This is a genomic window from Actinoplanes sp. HUAS TT8 (genome assembly GCF_051380535.1).
Lineage (GTDB): Bacteria > Actinomycetota > Actinomycetes > Mycobacteriales > Micromonosporaceae > Actinoplanes.
Genome location: NZ_CP195646.1, coordinates 5247635 through 5264919, shown reverse-complemented (window position 1 = coordinate 5264919; position 17285 = coordinate 5247635). Strand labels below are relative to the sequence as shown.

Sequence of the window (17285 nt, the reverse complement as noted above, 5' to 3'; positions counted from 1 at the left end):
GCCGGCCCAGCGCCTCACCACGTCCGCTGCCGTGCACCTGCGTCACCTTGGCCGTCACCGTGCCGGTCGGCGCTTCCGGCGGGCACCACCGGCCGCCCGCGCCGTTCGATCGCCTGGGCCGCGTACGCGGAGCAACTCGGGGTGAAACGGCAACACGCCGGCGAAGAGCGATGGGCGCACGGACCGACGATGAACGACCAAGCCGGGAACCGGTGCCGGCGCACACGCGCAGGGCGTCGCCAACGTGGTCAACAAGCTCAAGGGCGCGGTGAAATGGTCCTGACCACGAAGGGGGCCGGACATGTCTGTCCGGCCCCCTTCGGCGGCGCCAGGTCAGTGCCGGGTTCGCCGTTCGGTGACCGTTTCGGTGCGGGCCTGGTCGATCTCGGCGGGTTGCGCCTGCCGGGGGAGTGGTTCCGGCTGATCGGTGGGAGGTGCGGGTGACGCCGGAGGTTGCGGTGGCTCGTTGAAGTTCGCGCCGATGAGGGCGTCGAACTCGTTTCGGACCAGGTCCGGGTCACCGGTGACGAGTTCGGTGAACGCCTCGTCGAACCCGTGATCCCACTCCGGAGACAGCGCGGTCCTGACCCGCGCCGTGAAAGTGCTGGTCATGCTGGTCACCACCTGTCATGTCCGAATCCCGGAACGGGTCAGCTCGTGATCACTTTCTGCTCGCCGTGCCGGTGTGCGGCCACGGTGACCTTGCGGGGCTTGGCTTTTTCGGCGATGGGGATGCGCAGGACGAGGACGCCGTTGTCGTAGGCGGCGTTGATGTGTTCGGTGTCCAGGGCGTCGCCGAGGAACAGTTGGCGGGAGAACACGCCGAGGGGGCGTTCGGTCAGCTGCACGGTGGCGTTCTCGCCCAGGTCGATCGGGCGGCGTTCGGCGCGCACGGTGAGCACGTTGCGTTCCACGTCGATGTCGATCGCGTCGGCGTCGACGCCGGGCAGGTCGAGGGCGATCACGAACTCGTCGCCGTTGCGGATCGCGTCGACCGGCATGGTGGCCGGTCGGGACCAGGTTCCGGTGCTCGTGGCTCCGAACAGTTGCTGGGCCAGCCGGTTGACCTCGGTGAAGGGCTCGCTGCGCATCAACATGGTTCCCACCTCCTGGGGTCTCGACTACGGGGTCAATGCGCGATACCTTGTTTCTAACACGTCATCGCCCCGATGACAAGCAGAACGTCAACGAAAAGATGACATCGCCGCGACGGATCCAGATCGTCACGCATCGACGCCGCCACGCGGGGTATCCGCGCCACATGCGTATCGGAAGTACCGAAGTTCGTTTCCTGGGCGGCCCGGCCGGCTGTCTCGTCATGCTGGTCCTGTCGGTGCTGCTCTCGGTCGTCGGCACGATCGTCCTGAACCTGCTTTTCTGACCGGCCGTTTAATCCCGCCGCACACCGGCCCGGCCGTGGCGGCCGGGCCGGCCAGGTCACATCAGATCAGTGAGCGGACGGTCGGCCAGCCGCCGGTGCCGATCGTGGTCGCGGTGCCCAGTGCTGTCGTGCTCGTGCCCCGCTGGAAGATCAGGTCGCCGGCGGGCGTGGCGGTCCACAGGTCCGGGAGCCCGTCGCCGGTGACGTCGCCACCGGTGGCGGCCAGCGGGCCGGCGGTTCCGCCGGAGACCGGCGTGGCCGCGGCCAGGGTGCCGTTGCCGGCGTTGAGCCGCAGCGTCAGCGCGCCGGTCGTGCGGTCACGGGCCCACAGGTCGGTCCGGCCGTCACCGTTGACGTCGCCGGCCGGCAGCAGGTCGGCCTGGGCCAGCTCGGCGCCGCCGATCTGGGTCGGGCTCGACTGCAGGCCGGGACGCTGCTGCGGGTCGCCGAGCCACAACCACCACAGGCCGGAGTACGGGCTCTGCGCGATCAGGTCGGGAACGCCGTCACCGCTCAGGTCGCCGGGGACCGCGATGTGGTCGATGTAGTCCCAGCCGGTCGGGTGTCCACCCATCGCGATCCGGGTTCCCAGCCCGCCGTTGTGGTCGTTCGGGTAGACCCAGAGCTGGTCGCCGAGCATGACCACCAGGTCCTCCCAGCCGTCGCCGGTCCAGTCGCCGCGGTGTCCGACCACCGCGTCGGCCCAGCCGGAGCTGCCGATCGACCGCCAGGTGGACAGCTTCCCGGCGCCGAGCCCGCCGTAGAGGCGCAGGGTGTCGTCCTGGTGGGTGGCGACCAGGTCGGGGCGTCCGTCCCGGTGAGGTCACCCGGCACCGAGCTGGGCGCCCGAGTCTCCGGATAGGCGGCGCCGACCAGCATCTTGTGGTCGGACAGGCCGGGTTCGGTGACCGTAGCCTTGACCGTGTGGAAGTCGCGGGTGCTGACCAGGATGTGGTCGAACTTCCTGTCGCCGCTGATGGTCGGCTCGCCCGTCGCGCACTCGGTCGCCTGGGCGGCCAGGCACTCCGCGGTGAACCAGGTCTGGTCGGTCTCGTCGACCTCGGCGAACGTGCCGGTGCCGGGCAGTCCGGCCCGCGCCACCTGCAACGGCGTGGCGTTCGGTCGCTCGTTCATGTCACCGCCGAGGATGACCGGAAGCCCGGCCGCCCACGTGTCGACGTAACCCAGCACCTGGCTCATGCCGTTGTCCGGGGTGATGTACTGGGCCAGGTGGGTGTTGCAGATCAGCGTGACACGGCCGTCCACCGGGCCCCGCGCGCACAGCACCGCCCGTCCCTCCTGCCCGGTCGGAACGGTGAGGTTGCCGACGAACCGGTCGACCTCCGACGCCCGGACGAAGGTGCCCATCCCGAACCGCAGATCGGTGCCCCACTTCTTGCAGCCGCCGGCCTCGGCCATCGTGGACGTCCAGATGCCCACGTAGCCGTTGGCCGCCAGGGCGCTGCGCAGGCTGCTCCACTGCCCGATGCAGAGTTCCTGAAGCATCAGTACATCGGCGTCCCAGGTGATTACCTGGGCTTTGACGGTGGCCGTCCAGGTGGCTGGAGTCCCGGTGTACTGGCAGGTGGAGGCACCGCAGACGTTGTAGGACAGCACTCGTACGCTCGGGGCGTTGGCCGGTGTGACGGTGTCGGCGTGGCCGGGTGCCGCCGGGGTGAGCAGCGCGCCGGCACAGGCCAGGACGATGCAGATCCGCGCCATCCAAGTCTTGATCATCTATCTCCTCCGGGATCGAGACGGATCATCATTCCAAAAATGATCTTCACTGTCTGTCCCGGTGGCCGACCGTGCCACCGGGTCAGAGGGCGCGGATACGGTCCCGGATCCGTTCGATCAGGTCGGTCGAGAACACCTCCGGCTGTTGCTCGATCCGCAGGTAGCCGTCGGTGAGCAGGTCACCGACGATGACGCGGAGGACGCCGACGGGGGCGACGAGCGCCGCCGACAGGTCGGCCAGGGAACGCGGCTGCCGGCACAGCTCGACCACGCGGTGGTACTCGAACCGCAACGGGGCCGAGAGGGCCGCCGGGGCCGCCCGCAGCGGCGTCTCGAGGCGCAGCCCGTCGTGCGCCGGCCGGGTTCGCCCACCGGTGAGCATGAACGGACGTACCAAAGGATCCTTGGTCTTGTCATAGCGAGGCGGAGGCGGACGGTGGCCCGGGCGCGGCCACCTGTCGTCGGTCATCGTGCCAGGTGCTGCCGGGCCTCGGCGATCAGTGCCGGGGTGAGCAGGGCGCCGAAGCGCTCGGCCAGCACGGAGATGTCGTAGGCGACCAGCCCCAGGTCGCATTCGCTGCCGGCCACCACGCCGAGGACGCTGCCGCCGGAGATCTGCGACACCAGCAGGTATCCGCGCCGCATCTCGATCATGATGATCTTCAGGCCGTCGAAGTCGTATCGCCGGGAGGCGCTGCGGGCCAGGCTGGCCAGGCTCGACACGATGGCGGCCAGTTGGTCCGCGTCGGCCCGGCTCAGCCCCTCCGAGCTTGCGATCAGCAAGCCGTCCGAGGAGACCGCCACGGCGTCGCGGACACCGTCGGTGCGGTGGACGAAGTTGCCGAGCATCCAGTTGAACTGGTGGCGGTCGGCCGAAGTGTCGGTGCTCATGATTTCTCCTCGTTACTGCCGTCCGCGCCGGCGCGCAGCACGCCCTCGCGGAACGCGGCGAGCCGGTTGCGGACCGCCTCCGGTGAGTCGGCGATCAGGCCCGGCCGGGGCCGGTCCGGCCCCGGCGCCGGCGCCGGGTTCGGGTTGTCGGCCCGCTCGGTCCGCTGCGGCCGGCGCCGGCGCAGGCCGTTGGGGGTGTGCTCGGATCCGCCGGGCACCGGCGCGAAGGTCGGCACACTCCTCGGGTCGTCCTCGGCCACGACCATGTACTCGATGGTGTCGGCGCGGAGCGGGGCGGCGTTCACCAGGGGTCTCGCGGCCTCGGGAAGCCACGATGACGCGGCCGGAACCACATCGGCCGGTACGGCGACCGGCTTGCGCTCGGCGATGACCGCGGCCGGCAGCGCCAGCCGGGCCGTCACCCCGGTGACCGGCGACGGCGTGAGGTGTACCCGGACACCGATCTCGGCGGCCAGGCGGCCCACCACGAAGTGGCCGAGGAAGCGGGTCGGCGCCGTGATGAAGTCGCCCTCGCCGTGCAGCCGCTGATTCGCGACGTCCATGTCCTCGGGGCTCATGCCGACACCCGAGTCGATGACCGCGATCAGATAGCCGTCGCCGACGGCCCGGCCGTGGATCTCCACGTCCACGTCGGGCGGGGAGAAGACGAGACCGTTCTCGATGAGTTCGGCCAGCATGTGCGCGACCGCGCCCACCACCGAGCCGTTGACCAGTACGTCGTCGACGCGCCGCAGCGTCACCCGGCGGTACTCCTCGACCTCGCTGATCGCGGCCCGGATGACGTCCGAGATCGGCAGCGGTTCGGTCCACTGTCGCGGGCTGGCCGCGCCGACCAGCACGAGCAGGCTTTCGGCGTACCGGCGCATGCGGGTGGCCAGGTGGTCGAGCTCGAACAGGTTGGCCAGGCCGGTCGGGCTGGCCTCCTCACTCTCCAGCTTGGTGATGAACCCGAGCTGACGGCGCAGCAGGCCCTGGTTGCGGTGGCCCAGGTCGGCGAGCGACTCGGCGGTGGCCAGGCGCAGCCGGGCCTGGGCGGTGGCCAGCTCGTACGCGGTGTTCTGCACACGATCGAACGCCTCGGCGACCTGACGCACCTCGACGCTGGCGTCCGAGGTCACCCGGACCGGGGGAGGGCGGGTGTCCCGGCCACCGGTCGCGGCGCGGTTCACCGCCTCGGGCAGCGACTCGGTGCCGATCCGGGCCGCCTGCTCGGCCAGCCCGGCGAGGGGCCGGGCCAGCCGGCGCGACGCGGCGACGGCCAGCCAGATCGCGCCGACGACGCACAACGCCATGACCGCGACCAGCACGACGAGCCGCAGGGTCGCCTGCTCCTTGATCTTGCCGGCGTTGTCCTGGGCGATGCCGCCCATGTCCTGACCGGCCTGGAGCAGAATGCCGAGCACGGTGGCCGACGCCGTCCAATAGACGTCCGGGCTGACCCTGAGCCGGCGGCCGTCGGCGGCGGCCAGCGCGGCGTTCTCCATGGCGACGACCTGCTTGCCGGCCGGGGTGCTCAACACCTGGTTCTGCGCCTGGACGGCGGCCGGATTGCCGTACTGGTTGAAGGCCAGGATCGCCGAGTCGCGCGCCGACTTGGCCGAGACGAACTGGACGAACTCCCCCGGACCGAACCGGCCGGCCGAGAAGACGCCGTAGAGCAGCATGCGTTCCTGTGCGGCCGACTCCTTGGCCACGCTGAACATGCTGAGCGTGGCGTAGTTACGGCGCAGTTCGCTGTCGTTGACCGCGTCCAGGCCGAACTCGATGTTGATCAGGCGAGCGATCACGGCGGTGTAGAACGCGGCCGTGGCGGCCCGGTTGCCGGTGCCGGTGTCGATCGTGGCGCGGACCGCGGTGAGACCATCGAGGTCGGACAGCACGGCCGCGACCCGGTCCTCGACCTCGCCGCCGGGGCCGGTCAGATCCTCGACCGTCGCGCGCCGGCCGTCGACCGCCTGGCGGGCGGCGGCGAGCTGGGCGCGGAAATCCTTGTTGCCGCCGAGCAGGCCGGCCGCGAGACCGCGCTCGGTCTGCAGGGCGTCCACCAGGTCGAGCGCGGCGAGGTCGAGCGTGACGGCCCGGTCGATCCGCGCGGCACTGCGGTAGTTGTCGTTCTCGCCCGCCGCGATGACGCCGAGCAGGGCGAGGATGACCGCCACGGGCAGGGCCAGGGTTCGCGCGATACGGCCCCGGATCGTGCCGCCGGCGCGGCGGTTCGCCCGGTTCCGCGCGATGCGGGTTCGGATCGCGGCGACGGCGCGGCGCGGGGGCGGCACGGCCGTCTCGTGCTTTGCGGGCACGCGATCAGCTCCTCTGAGACTATCTGTGCTCGTTCACACATTCGGATCTATGGCGCCCATGGAGGTGTCTGGGAAGGGGTGATGCCACACGGTCGGAAGAGGATCACTCTGCGCTGACCGTCGCATCAGAATCTGTGCCGCAGCGGTCATGGTCAATAGTCCGTACGCCGGAATTTGCCTCTCGTTGCTGCAGACCATGTTCCGGCTCGCCGCGTCCCGGCCGATGCGGGCGATCCGACCGCGCGACGGAGCTCAGCCGAGACGGCCCTGCAGGGCCTTGGTCAGGCGGGACACGGCGTCGTCGGGGAGGGTGCCGCCGTTGCTCAGTGCCTGCGTCACGATCTCCTGGAAGGTGCTGCTGAACAGCTCGTAGTGGGTGGTCTCGGGCCGTGGCCGGGCGTTGTCCAGCGCCTGCTTCAAGATCTCGGCGTAGGGCTTGTCGGGGATCGACGGATCCAGATAGGTCGCGGTGCGGGTGGCGGCCAGCCCGCCGTCCCGGAACAGCCGGAGCTCACTGTCCTCGCTGGTCAGAAACCTGATCAGCTCCTGGGCGGCGGCCGGGTTGTCGGTGCTGCTGGCCACGGCGAGATTCTGCCCGCCCAGGACGCTGGGGCCGGGCAACGCCCGTACGCCGAAATCTTTCATGGGTTTGTCGCCCGCCCGCAGCTGGCCGTAGGCGACCGGCCAGTTGCGCATCAGCGCGACCTTGCCACTGCGGAACGTCTCCCGGCTGGTGTCCTCCCGCAGCCGCAACGACTGCGGGTCGACGGCCGGCAGGACACCGTCGACCTGCTGCATCGACTGGGCGAGTTTGCGCAGCGCGGCCCGCGCCGGCTTGCTGTCGATCACGACCAGGTCGTTCTTCGCGTCGTACACGTCGCCGCCCTCGGCCCAGATGGCCTCCAGCGCGCTGACGGTCAATCCCTCGTAGGAGTCCAGTGGGGTGACGAACCCGGCTTCGAGGCCGCGCACGGCGCCGCTGAGTGCCCGCACGTCGTTCGCGTCCGGCGGTAGCGCCGACGGCAGGGCGCTGGCCGGCACCTCGGTGCGGTAGTAGAGCAGGCCGACGTCGGTGTTGAACGGCAGCGCCCACAGTTTGCCGCTGAACTTGCACGTCGCCAGCGGTGCGGCCAGGAACCCGTTCGTGTCGGTCGTCGGCGCCAGCGGAAGGATGAAACCGGCCGAGGCGAAGGCCGCCGTCCACGTGGTGTCCAGGTTGTAGATGTCGGCGTCCGGGGCGTCGGACTGGGCGGTCGCCGTCATCTGGCTGTGTTGCGCGTCCGCGCTGCGCGACAGGCCCACCAGCCGGGCCGGGGTGTCCGGGTGCAGGCCGTTCCACTCCTCGATCAGCTTCTGACGCTGCCCGCCGGTGCTCTCGTCGATCCCGGAGTAGATCACCAGTTCGGCCCGGCCGGTCGCCGGCGTGGGCCGGGACGGCTCGTCGAGCAGCTCGCGGGCGCTGGTGGCGGCGACCATGATGAGCACCCCGGTGGTGAACCAGGCCAGTGAGCGCCACGGCGACTTTCGCGGCCACCAGGAGCGGCCGCCGGTGGGTTCGCCGTGCGGGGTTCGGGTGTCGGTCAACGTCCGCTCCACAGGGTCTCGAAGAGCTGAGCCATGATGTCGGGAACCTCCTCGGGCCCGGCCGACAGGCATTGCCCGTGCCCGGCGCGGGTCAGTTGGTAGAGCGGCCCCGGCCCGGTTCGTCCGTCGGGTCCGTCGCAGCGGGCCTCACCGGTGGCGATCACGTAGAGCCGGACATCCGCACCGGCTGCGCGTCCGACCTGCTCCAGCGTGGGTCCGAGACCGGGCCGGGCACTGGTGTCCTCGCCGTCGGTCAGCACCACCAGCGCCTGCACCCGCTTGTCGTCGGCGCTCCTGGTGAGGACGCTCAGACCGGCCACGATCGTGGCGTAGAGCGGAGTCGTCCCGGCCGGCTTGACGGCCCGCAGCGCGTCGACGATCGCGGTGCGGTGCTGCGCCGACCCGGCGGCGACACCGACCAGCTCGTACGACGAACGGCCCCGGCTGATCGGGAACGACCACAACCCGAACTCGTCCCTGGGGCCGAGCTGCCCGAGCGCCTCACCCACGCCCCGGGCCGCCACCGTGAACCGGCTTGTGGCCGCCGAGCCGGCCGGCTGGCTCATGGACCCCGACGTGTCGACCGCCAGCAGCACCCGGCCGGGACGCTTGGCCTGCTCGTACAGGTTCAGCGTGCGTTTCGGCTCGTCCGGCAGGCACGCGTTGCGGTCCAGGTCGGAACAGGCGGCCAGGGGCCGGTCGAGGCCCGAGCCGTGCAGCACCGCGCCGGCCTCCGCGCTGCGCAGCCAGTCGCGGAACCGATCGACCGCCTGGCGTTGGCGGGCCCCGGTCCAGGTGAACTGGACGAAGGGCTGGTCCAGGGCCGGCGCGGAGGTGACCACCACCGGATCCGGCAGATCCGACGGTGGCGCGACGGCCACCGGGCAATCGGCACCCAGCGCCTTGCCGGTCACGAACCGCTGCCAGCTCCGCAGACTGACGAGCACGGCCTCCGGAGCCTTCTTCTCCCGCTGATATCCGCACAACAGGCTGACCTCGTCGGTGAACGAACTCGCGGAGTCGGAGACGATCTGCTGCCGTCGGCGAGCCACGTCCGGCGCGACGATCTCGCCCTCGGCGTCGCGCAGGTAGACGTCGGCGGCCAGCAGCCCGGCGGTCGACGAGACCGGGTCGGCGGCCGACAGCGACGGGCCGGGCACGCGCCGGTTCAGCAGTGCCGACACCAGCGCGGGCAGCGTGTCGGCGTCGGCGTGCGGCACCGAGGCAACGTCCGTACCGGCGAGCACGATCGGTGACGACGCGATGGAGGTGACCCGTTCCAGCGGTGACGGCAGAGTGCCCTTGACGACGATGTCGCGCACCTGACGCACGTCGAGCATCGAGTCGGGCAGCCAGATGTCCGGGCGTGGACCGAGCTGTTCGAGCGGGTGCTCATCGTTCGCGTCGGCCCACTGGCGCGCGAGGGCACCGCTGACCGCCGACGTGCCGGCGGCGTACACGTACGGATACACCGTGGGGCAGCCGTCATTGTCGCGGGCAGTGACCTTCGCGTACGCCTGAGCCAGGTCCCGGGTGGTCTGCAGGCCATCGGACGAGGCGAGAATACGCAGTTCGAGCGCCTGAGGGCAGGCGTCGTCGCCGGACAACCGGACGACGGTCACGGCCGCGCCGACGAGCAGAACGGTACCCATCCCGGCGGCCACCAGGACCCTGGCCCGCCTCGACATGTTCCGGCCCAGCGAGGCGCATCGGCCGACCAGCCACGCGACGGAAGCGATGAAGGCCAGCGACCAGAGGCTGATCGCGGCCAGCACCAGTGCGGAGACCAGCAGTAACAGGGTGTTGTGCCCGCGTTGCAACGCGAATTGGGCGATGGCGGCGATCACCAGAGCCAGCACGCCGGCGGCGATCGAGTGCAGGCGGTGATTGTCTCCGGGTGGACCCGTCTGATCAGGCAATCGACATGCGCCTCCACCGAAAATGCGGGTGGTGCACGGGGCGACCGTGCCCCGACCGCACAGCACAGTCTAGGCGGCAGCACCAAGCCCATCGATGTCCACTGTGACGGCGGCTTGGCTTTAGGTCTGAACGGCCGCACCGATGTCGCGATCGATCGAAGTTGAGGTTTCCGGTTTTTTTCTACGGGCACTGAGCTGGCTCATGAGCCACTTGCGGCTGGTCGCCCTTCCCTCGGATGCCGCCGAGTTGCTCTCCTGGACCATGGCCGGCATCGATGACCTGCGGAAGATCCGCATCGAACTTCACCGCCTCTTGACGAGCGGCCACCCGGGCGACCTGACCGGGCCGGGCGACCTCGCCGAGCGGATCGGCCTGGTCGCCACCGAGCTCGCCGGCAACGCGCTGCGGCACGGGCGGCCGCCGGTTGTCGTGCGGCTGCTGCGCGCCGACGACTGCTACGTCCTGGACGTCAGCGACCGCGATCGGGACCACGCCCCGCAGATGCCGGTGGGTCCACGGCGCACCCTGGTCGGCGGGCGAGGCCTGCTCATCGCCGCTTCGCTGGTGCAGCAGCTGTGCTGGTACCGGGACGAGCACGGCAAGCACGTCTGGGCGTCGTTCGTGGCCCCGCCGGCGCGGCCCGTGGAGCCACCGGCCGGCTGATCGGGTCGCGGCCCGGGTACACGGCATGTCCGGTACGGGATCTCGTCGTACTTCTGTGCTAGACATGCCCGTTGTGGCTACCCCTGACTTCACCATCTCGCAGCACACGGAACCTGGCGGCGTGCTGCGCGTGTGCCTGGCCGGCGAGTTCGACATGAGCATCGGTGACGCCCTGGCCGGCGTCCTGGTGGCGGCGGCCGGGCGCCCGGATGTCACCCGGGTGCTGGTCGATCTGGAACGGACGCTTCTGATCGACTCGCACGCCGTGGCCGGCCTGGTCCGGGGGTACGAGGTGGCGACGGCCGCGCAGCGCGAGTTCGTGGTGATCAACGGCCGGGGCATGGTTCAGCAGGTCCTCGACGTCACCGGCCTGGCCGAGGTGCTCTGCCGCCGGGCGTGACCGCGGTTCGTCGCCGGGCGGCGGCGACGGCCACCGTCAGAATCGATGTTCCAGCCAGGACTGTTCGGGTCGTGGCGACCACCTTCCCGATCAGCGCCTACGTGGTGCTCGGCCGGCCCGGGACGCCGCGCGTCCGCTCTTCATGATCAGTGCGGGCGGGTCAGGCCGGGAGCACCTGCTCCACCCAGCGGCGCAACGCCGTGGCCGGTGCGGCGCCGGCCTGACGGGCCTTGACCTGCCCGCCGTCGAGAACCATCAGGGTCGGTACCGCCTGGACGCTGAACCGCCGCGACAGCGCCGGAGCGTTGTCGACGTTGACCTTGACGAGCTTCACCCGGCCGGCCAGGTCGCGGGCCACCTGCTCGAGCGCCGGCCCGACTGTCCGGCAGGGGCCGCACCACGGCGCCCACATGTCCACGAGCACCGGCATCGGCGACTTCTCGACCACCTCGGCGAACGTGTCGTCACCGGCGTCGACGATCCAGGGCAGCGCGGCGCGGCACTTGCCGCACACCGGTTTGCCCGTCGCCGCCGGTCGGACTCGGTTGCGCTGCCCGCACGCGGGGCAGGCGACGATGTCGGCCATCGTGCTCACTTCCAGAAATCAGCGATCTGTCATGAGGAACGACAACCGGGCCGCCGGACGCATTCCCGCCACTCCTCAGCGATCCCGCTGCGTGAATCCGGCTTTCGCAGGCGAAGGCGGGCCACCGCACGGTGGCTGATGCCGAGGCGAGGTCGTGGACCAGCACCGCCCGGCAGGTTCGTGTGATCGATGAGTTTTCGCGACGCCGCCGGTCTTCATCACATGGCGGATTCCGTGATCCCGTTCACCGTCGGTGCGACGCTCACCCGGGCGGACGTCCCCGGCCTGTGCGCCGGGCTGTCCGCGCTGGTGCAGGGCCGAGATCATGGTGTGGTGGTGTGCGACGTGTCCGGGGTGGGCCGGCCGAGCGTGGTCACGGTCGAAGCCCTGGCCCGGCTGCGGCTGACCGCGCGCCGGCACGGCTGGCGTCTGGTGCTCGACGGGGCCGGGCCGCAGCTGCGCGGTCTCGTGCGGCTGCTGGGGCTGGCCGGCGAGTTACTCGAGGTGGGCCGGGAGTCCGAAGAGCGGGAACAGCCGGGTGGTGTCGAGGAAGTTGTTGACCCCGGCGATGCGCCCGGCTGAGATCTCCAGCACGATCAGCGCCCACGGGTCGTGCCCGTCGCCGGTCGCGCTGGGCCGGTACTGCCCGAACGCGGGCAGGCCGCTGGCCACCACCGGGACCAGGCGGGATCCGCGGCAGCCGCTGCCGGTGCCGGCCATCCACGTGGCGATCTGGTCCTGACCCTGCAGCCACAGCGGCAGCGGCGGCATCGACAGTTTCGCGTCGTCGTGCAGCAGCGTCGTGAGCGCTTCCAGGTCGTACGCCTCGAAGGCCTTGGTGTAGTTGGTGAGAAGCGTCCGCTGGTCGTTGTCCAGGGGGTCGTGGACGTCGGCGGTGACCTCGGCGGTGGCGATGGTGGCTCGGGCCCGCTGCAGGGCGCTGTTGACGCCGGCTACCGAGGTGTCCAGCAGCTCGGCCACCTCCTGCGCCGACCAGTCCAGGACCTCCCGCAGGATCAGCACCGCCCGCTGCCGGGGTGGCAGATGCTGCAGCGCGGCGACGAACGCCAGCCGGATCGACTCGCGCCCGGCGACCACCTCGGCCGGATCAGACCCGGACAGCACCCGGTCGTCGGGGACCGGGCCGACCCAGATCTGCTCGGGGCGCGGCTCGCCCGGGTCGGTGGCGTGCCCGGACCCGGCCGGGCCGAGGTCCATCGGCCGGACCCGCAACTGGGTGCCGGCCAGCATGGTCAGGCACACGTTGGTGGCGATCCGGTAGAGCCAGGAGCGCAGCGAGGCCCGCCCCTCGAACCGGTCCAGCCCCTTCCACGCGCGGATCATCGTGTCCTGGACCGCGTCCTCGGCCTCGAAGGCCGACCCGAGCATCCGGTAGCAGTGCCCGGTCAGCTCCGGGCGGAACGCCTCCAGCTGCTGCGATTGCACCGTAGTGTCGCCCACGAAAAAAAACTTAGCGCGCACCGATGAGTTCGCCCGACCCGGCCGGTCTGTACCGGCACCAAGTCGACAGCAAGCAACCAGGAGTCATCATGACCAGCTTTGGTTCGGGCCAGTACGCCGAGGTCAACGGCATCAACCTCTACTTCGAGACGTACGGCGAGGGTAGCCCCCTGGTCCTGCTGCACGGCGGCCTCGGCTCGGGCGAGATGTTCGCCGCGATCCTGCCCGCATTGGCCGCGCAGCACCGGGTCATCCTGGTCGACCTGCAGGGGCATGGGCGCACCGCCGACATCGACCGGCCGCTGGACCTGGCCCTGATGGCCGACGACGTGGCCGCGCTCATCGACCACCTGGGTCTGGACCGTCCGGCCGTGGTCGGTTTCTCCCTCGGCGGCGGGGTGGCCTATCACGTGGCGTTCCGGCACCCGGAGAAGGTGGGCCGGCTGGTGGCGGCCTCCGCGCACATCCGGCGCGACGCCACCTACCCCGAGATCCTGCAGCAGCAGGGCCAGGTCAACGCGTCGGCCGCGGAATTCATGAAAGAAACGCCGATGTACGAGCTCTACCAGCGCGTCGCGCCCCGCCCGGAGGACTTCGGCAAGCTGCTCGACAAGGCCGGCGAGTGGATGGCCAAGGACTTCGACTTCACCGAGGACGTGCGCGCCCTGCGCGTGCCGACCATGATCGTCGCGGCCGACGCCGACATGGCCCCGCCGAGCCACTTCGTCGAGGTGTTCAAGCTGCTCGACGGCGGGCTGCGCGACGGCGGCTGGATGAACGAGAACCGGCCGGCGGGCGGGCACGCGCTGGCCGTCCTGCCCGGTCTGACCCACTACAACATCGTCGACTCGCCCCTGTTCGCCGCGGTGACCCTGGCCTTCCTCGACCAGAAGAGCTGACCGGCTACGTTTGTCACTCCGGCCGTTTCCCGCGGTGTCCTCAGGCCGGCCGTGGCGTGAAGGTGAGCGAGTGACCCCTGTTCGGTTGTGCGTCTTCGGCGGCCTGCGCATGTGGCGCTCGGGCATCGAGGTGCCGATCGGGTCGGTGCGGGTCCGGACGGTGCTCGCCGTCCTGCTCGCGGCCCGTGGCGCGACGGTGAGCGTGGCCGAGCTGGTCGACACACTCTGGGGCGAGCGGCCGTCGGCCAGTGCGGTCAACCAGGTTCAACGGCTGATCGGGCAGGTCCGCCGGCTGTTCGAGCCGGAGCTGCCGAACCGGGAGACCGGTGAGTGGCTGCTGCCGGTCGGGGAGGGCTATCGGCTGCGGCAGGATGCCCGTACGTCGGATCTGATGGCCTTTTTTGATCTGGTCTCCGAGGCCAAGAAGGCTGATGCCGCTCTGAAACTGGAGCAGGCACTGACCCTGGGGCAGCATCAGCCGTTCGCCGGGCTGCCCGCCGAGGTGCTCGACCGGCCGGTGTTCACCGCCATCGAGGCGGCCCGCACGCAGGTGGCGGTGCACGGCGCCGACGTCGCCCTGAGCGAGCCGGGGGCGCAACGGCTGCTCCCGTTGCTGATCACTTACGGGCAGGCCGCGCCCTATCACGAGCCGCTGCAGGCGCGGCTGATCCGGCTGCTGGCGGCGGCCGGACGCCGCGCCGAAGCGCTGACCCGGTTCGAGACGGTCCGGCAGCAGCTGGCCGAGGACCTGGGCGCCGACCCCGGCCTCGAACTGCAGGCGGCGCACCGCGAGGCGCTGGCCGAGCCGAGCCGGCCGGACCCGACCCGGCCCGCACAGCTGCCGTTGCGGGTCGCCGCCTTCAGCCCGCGCGACGACCTGACCGCCGCCCTGGACGCCGGCCGGGAGAAGGGGGTGGTCGTGCTCAGCGGGATGGGCGGCGCCGGCAAGACCACCCTCGCGGTCGACTGGGCGCATCGGATCGCCGACGACTTCCCCGACGGCCAGCTCTACCTCGACCTGCGAGGATTCTCGCCGGGCGGGCGCCAGCTGCGCCCGGCCGAGGCGCTGACGACACTGCTGCGCTCGATGGGCGCCTCGGCGCACGGCGACGACGACCCGGACGAGCTCGGCGCCCGCTTCCGGTCGATGGTCGCCACCCGTCGCATGATCATCGTGTTGGACAACGCCCGCGACTCAGCCCAGGTGCGGCCGTTGCTGCCCGGCGCCCCCGGCTGTCTGGCCGTTATCACCAGCCGCAACCGGATGCCCGGCCTGGTGGCGCGGGAGGGGGCGTGGCCGGTGAACGTCGGCCGGCTCAGCCGCCGCGCGGCCCGGGACATGCTGGCCCGCCGGCTCGGAACGCGACGGACCGGGGCCGAGCCGGCCGCGACCGATCTGCTCGTCGAGATCTGCGCGGGCCTGCCGCTGGCCCTGTCGATCGCGGCGGCACGGATAGCGGTGAGCCCGCAGGAGAACCTCACCGACGTGGTGGCCGACCTGAAGTCGGCCGGGCACCGGCTCGACGCGCTCGACACCGGTGAGGAGCACGACAGCGTACGGGCGGCCTTCTCCTGGTCCTACGCCGTGCTCTCGGAATCCGCGAAACGGCTGTTCCGGCTGCTCGCGGTCTACCCGAGCCAAGTCGTGTCGGCCGACACCGCGGCCAGCATCGCCGGGGCCGACGTGCGGGCCGAGTTGAACGAGCTGAGCGTGACCACGATGCTCACCCCGCTCGGCGGCGGCCGGTACACGGCCCACGACCTGCTGCAGGCGTACGCCGCGGAACTGCTCGACGGCGGCCAGGACGATCGTGACCAGGCCGAACGCCGGCTGGTCGAGCACTACGTACACGCGTCCCGCAACGCGTATCTGACCTTCCAGCTGCTGCTCCCGCCGGAGCCGGGACCGCCGCCGCCCGGCGTCTTCCCGCCCGTGCCGGGCGACAGCGCGGCGGCACACCTCTGGTACAGCCACGAGAGTGCGGCGGTGAGCGCCGTGACCGAATTCGCCCTGCGCCGGGGCTGGGCCCGGAGCGCGGCCCTGATCCTTGTTCAGGTGCGGCCGATGCGGACCTCCCAGCCGGAGCCGCGGGCCCGGCTGCGGTGGCAGGCGAAACGGGCGGTGGAGGCGGTCGCCGAACTGGATGATCCCGAACTCGAGACGCTGATCCTGCGCGAGGCCGCGATCCTGGACCGAGCGCACGCCCCGGACCGGGCCCGGGAGTATCTGGAGCGCGCGCTGGCCATCGCCGAACGCCGCGCCGACCTGATCGGACAGGCACAGATTCTGCGCAACCTGGCCCGGCCCGAGTTCTCGTCCACGGGTCAAATGCTGGACTACGTACAGCGGGCCGTCGTCGTGGCCCGCGAGGCCGGCGACATCAGCGTGCTGGTGTACGCGTTGCTGTGGCAGGCGACCATCCTGGAGGAGAACGGTGGCGACCTGACCCTGGCCGCCACGGCCGCGGACGAGGCGGTGGAACTGGCCGTCAAAGCCGGTATGGAGGACGCCCACCGCGCCCTGGTGGTGCAGCGCTCATGCATCGCGCAGAAGGCCGGCGACAACGAGGCGGCGATCCGGTTGGCCCGGTGGGCTCTCGACCATGGTCTGCCGGGCGACGAGATGCACGTCTTCAACGTGACTTTGGTACTGGCTCTGGCCTGGCACAACAGCGGTGCCGTGGACGACGGGCGGGCGGCCGCGCAGCGGGTGCGCGCCATGGTCCACGGCCGCGAAGCGATCTTCGCCGAGGTCACCGGGCCCGACTGGTTCGCCGATGCGATGGCGAAGATCGACGCTGTTCTGGCCGGCGACGCCACTGCACACCACGGTCAGTGATCGTGCACTGAACCCTGGTGCGCTCGGCCCCTGATCTCACAGACAGGAGCCGACGATGTCGGGATCACACGTCGTCCGTGGTCGCTTTGAGCGCGTCGATCCACTCGCGGGTCAGCTCGAAGCGTCCCGGGCTGCGCAACAGGGCGGCCGAACCCCGGGCCGCCTCCTGAAAGGTCACCAGGGTGCCGTTCCCGGGCCGGTCGACAAGCAGCCATGACTGGTAGAAGCTCAGCTCGGCACTCACCGCGGCCCAGCCGAACCGGCCCGGCCGCACAACCTCGCCCACGATCCCGTCCATCCGATGGGGCGTGGCGACGACCACGAATCGGCTGCCGACCACGATGTCGTCGGTGACCTCGGTGCGTTCCACACCCCGCAGCCACGCCGGCCACGTCGATACCGCCGTCAGCCGGGCGAAGACGATCGAGGCCGGAGCGGTCAGCCGGCGCCGGTGGCTGACAAAACTGTCACAGCGGTCCGGCCCCCAACCGGGCGGCCAGTTGACGTCGGGAAGAGATTCGTTGGTCACCGCATCAGGGTGGACGTGGCCCGGCCCGGATAGCACCTGTCACATGACTGTGCCGCAGGTCGAGGAGATGACGC

17 protein-coding genes and 1 pseudogene are annotated in these 17285 nt (G+C 70.9%); 5 read left to right on the top strand and 13 right to left on the bottom strand.

What is annotated here, in order from left to right:
* Positions 1–14: 14 nt before the first annotated feature.
* The 10 genes and pseudogenes from yidD to ACSHV8_RS23505 all read right to left on the bottom strand — a co-directional run bounded on the left by yidD (position 15) and on the right by ACSHV8_RS23505 (position 9833).
* On the bottom strand, positions 15–224 hold the full coding sequence (gene yidD, locus ACSHV8_RS23550) for a membrane protein insertion efficiency factor YidD (protein WP_436535917.1): 210 nt from the start codon (positions 222–224) through the stop codon (positions 15–17).
* Between the two features lie 109 nt (positions 225–333).
* A complete protein-coding gene (locus ACSHV8_RS23545; protein WP_436535916.1) occupies positions 334–612 on the bottom strand; it encodes a hypothetical protein in 279 nt (92 codons plus the stop codon).
* Between the two features lie 38 nt (positions 613–650).
* The gene (locus tag ACSHV8_RS23540) at positions 651–1097 is read right to left on the bottom strand and encodes an Hsp20/alpha crystallin family protein (RefSeq protein WP_436535891.1); all 447 of its coding nucleotides are present in this window, start codon (positions 1095–1097) and stop codon (positions 651–653) included.
* 345 nt (positions 1098–1442) lie between these two features.
* Entirely contained in the window at positions 1443–2153 is a 711-nt protein-coding gene (locus ACSHV8_RS23535) for an FG-GAP repeat domain-containing protein (protein WP_436536883.1), read from the bottom strand.
* 122 nt (positions 2154–2275) lie between these two features.
* Positions 2276–3103, bottom strand: a pseudogene (locus ACSHV8_RS23530) (endonuclease/exonuclease/phosphatase family protein); the annotation flags it as partial.
* 97 nt (positions 3104–3200) lie between these two features.
* Positions 3201–3515 carry a DUF742 domain-containing protein gene (locus ACSHV8_RS23525; protein WP_436535915.1) on the bottom strand — a complete coding sequence of 105 codons (315 nt, stop codon included), beginning with the start codon at positions 3513–3515 and terminating at the stop codon, positions 3201–3203.
* Positions 3516–3583: 68 nt separating this feature from the next.
* Positions 3584–4009 carry a roadblock/LC7 domain-containing protein gene (locus tag ACSHV8_RS23520; RefSeq protein ID WP_436535914.1) on the bottom strand — a complete coding sequence of 142 codons (426 nt, stop codon included), beginning with the start codon at positions 4007–4009 and terminating at the stop codon, positions 3584–3586.
* Entirely contained in the window at positions 4006–6330 is a 2325-nt protein-coding gene (locus ACSHV8_RS23515) for a nitrate- and nitrite sensing domain-containing protein (protein ID WP_436535913.1), read from the bottom strand. Before ACSHV8_RS23515 ends, ACSHV8_RS23520 begins: the two co-directional genes overlap by 4 nt.
* A 252-nt stretch (positions 6331–6582) precedes the next feature.
* Complete coding sequence (locus tag ACSHV8_RS23510) at positions 6583–7914, bottom strand: extracellular solute-binding protein (protein ID WP_436535912.1); 1332 nt, start codon at positions 7912–7914, stop codon at positions 6583–6585.
* Positions 7911–9833 (bottom strand): substrate-binding domain-containing protein, encoded by a 1923-nt coding sequence (locus ACSHV8_RS23505; protein WP_436535911.1) that lies wholly within the window; start codon positions 9831–9833, stop codon positions 7911–7913. Before ACSHV8_RS23505 ends, ACSHV8_RS23510 begins: the two co-directional genes overlap by 4 nt.
* A 202-nt stretch (positions 9834–10035) precedes the next feature.
* Here ACSHV8_RS23505 and ACSHV8_RS23500 point away from each other — a divergent pair, with 202 nt between their 5' ends.
* Both ACSHV8_RS23500 and ACSHV8_RS23495 read left to right on the top strand, forming a co-directional pair.
* Complete coding sequence (locus tag ACSHV8_RS23500; protein ID WP_436535910.1) at positions 10036–10497, top strand: ATP-binding protein; 462 nt, start codon at positions 10036–10038, stop codon at positions 10495–10497.
* Between the two features lie 64 nt (positions 10498–10561).
* Entirely contained in the window at positions 10562–10897 is a 336-nt protein-coding gene (locus ACSHV8_RS23495; protein ID WP_436535909.1) for an STAS domain-containing protein, read from the top strand.
* 160 nt (positions 10898–11057) lie between these two features.
* Here ACSHV8_RS23495 and trxA read toward each other — a convergent pair whose 3' ends face one another.
* Complete coding sequence (gene trxA / locus ACSHV8_RS23490; RefSeq protein ID WP_436535908.1) at positions 11058–11483, bottom strand: thioredoxin; 426 nt, start codon at positions 11481–11483, stop codon at positions 11058–11060.
* 189 nt (positions 11484–11672) lie between these two features.
* Here trxA and ACSHV8_RS23485 point away from each other — a divergent pair, with 189 nt between their 5' ends.
* Positions 11673–12065, top strand: coding sequence for an STAS domain-containing protein (locus ACSHV8_RS23485; RefSeq protein WP_436535907.1), 393 nt, complete (start codon positions 11673–11675; stop codon positions 12063–12065).
* Here ACSHV8_RS23485 and ACSHV8_RS23480 read toward each other — a convergent pair.
* Entirely contained in the window at positions 11979–12944 is a 966-nt protein-coding gene (locus ACSHV8_RS23480) for a sigma-70 family RNA polymerase sigma factor (RefSeq protein WP_436535906.1), read from the bottom strand. The two genes, ACSHV8_RS23485 and ACSHV8_RS23480, sit on opposite strands and share 87 nt — an antisense overlap.
* Positions 12945–13033: 89 nt before the next feature.
* On the opposite strand from ACSHV8_RS23480, the gene ACSHV8_RS23475 reads away from it, so the two are divergent.
* The gene (locus ACSHV8_RS23475) at positions 13034–13843 is read left to right on the top strand and encodes an alpha/beta fold hydrolase (protein ID WP_436535905.1); all 810 of its coding nucleotides are present in this window, start codon (positions 13034–13036) and stop codon (positions 13841–13843) included.
* A 70-nt stretch (positions 13844–13913) separates the two neighbouring features.
* The gene (locus ACSHV8_RS23470; protein ID WP_436535904.1) at positions 13914–16682 is read left to right on the top strand and encodes a BTAD domain-containing putative transcriptional regulator; all 2769 of its coding nucleotides are present in this window, start codon (positions 13914–13916) and stop codon (positions 16680–16682) included.
* A gap of 64 nt (positions 16683–16746) precedes the next feature.
* Here the strand turns inward: ACSHV8_RS23470 and ACSHV8_RS23465 are convergent, their stop codons facing one another.
* Positions 16747–17211 (bottom strand): SRPBCC family protein, encoded by a 465-nt coding sequence (locus ACSHV8_RS23465; RefSeq protein WP_436535903.1) that lies wholly within the window; start codon positions 17209–17211, stop codon positions 16747–16749.
* Between the last annotated feature and the right edge of the window lie 74 nt (positions 17212–17285).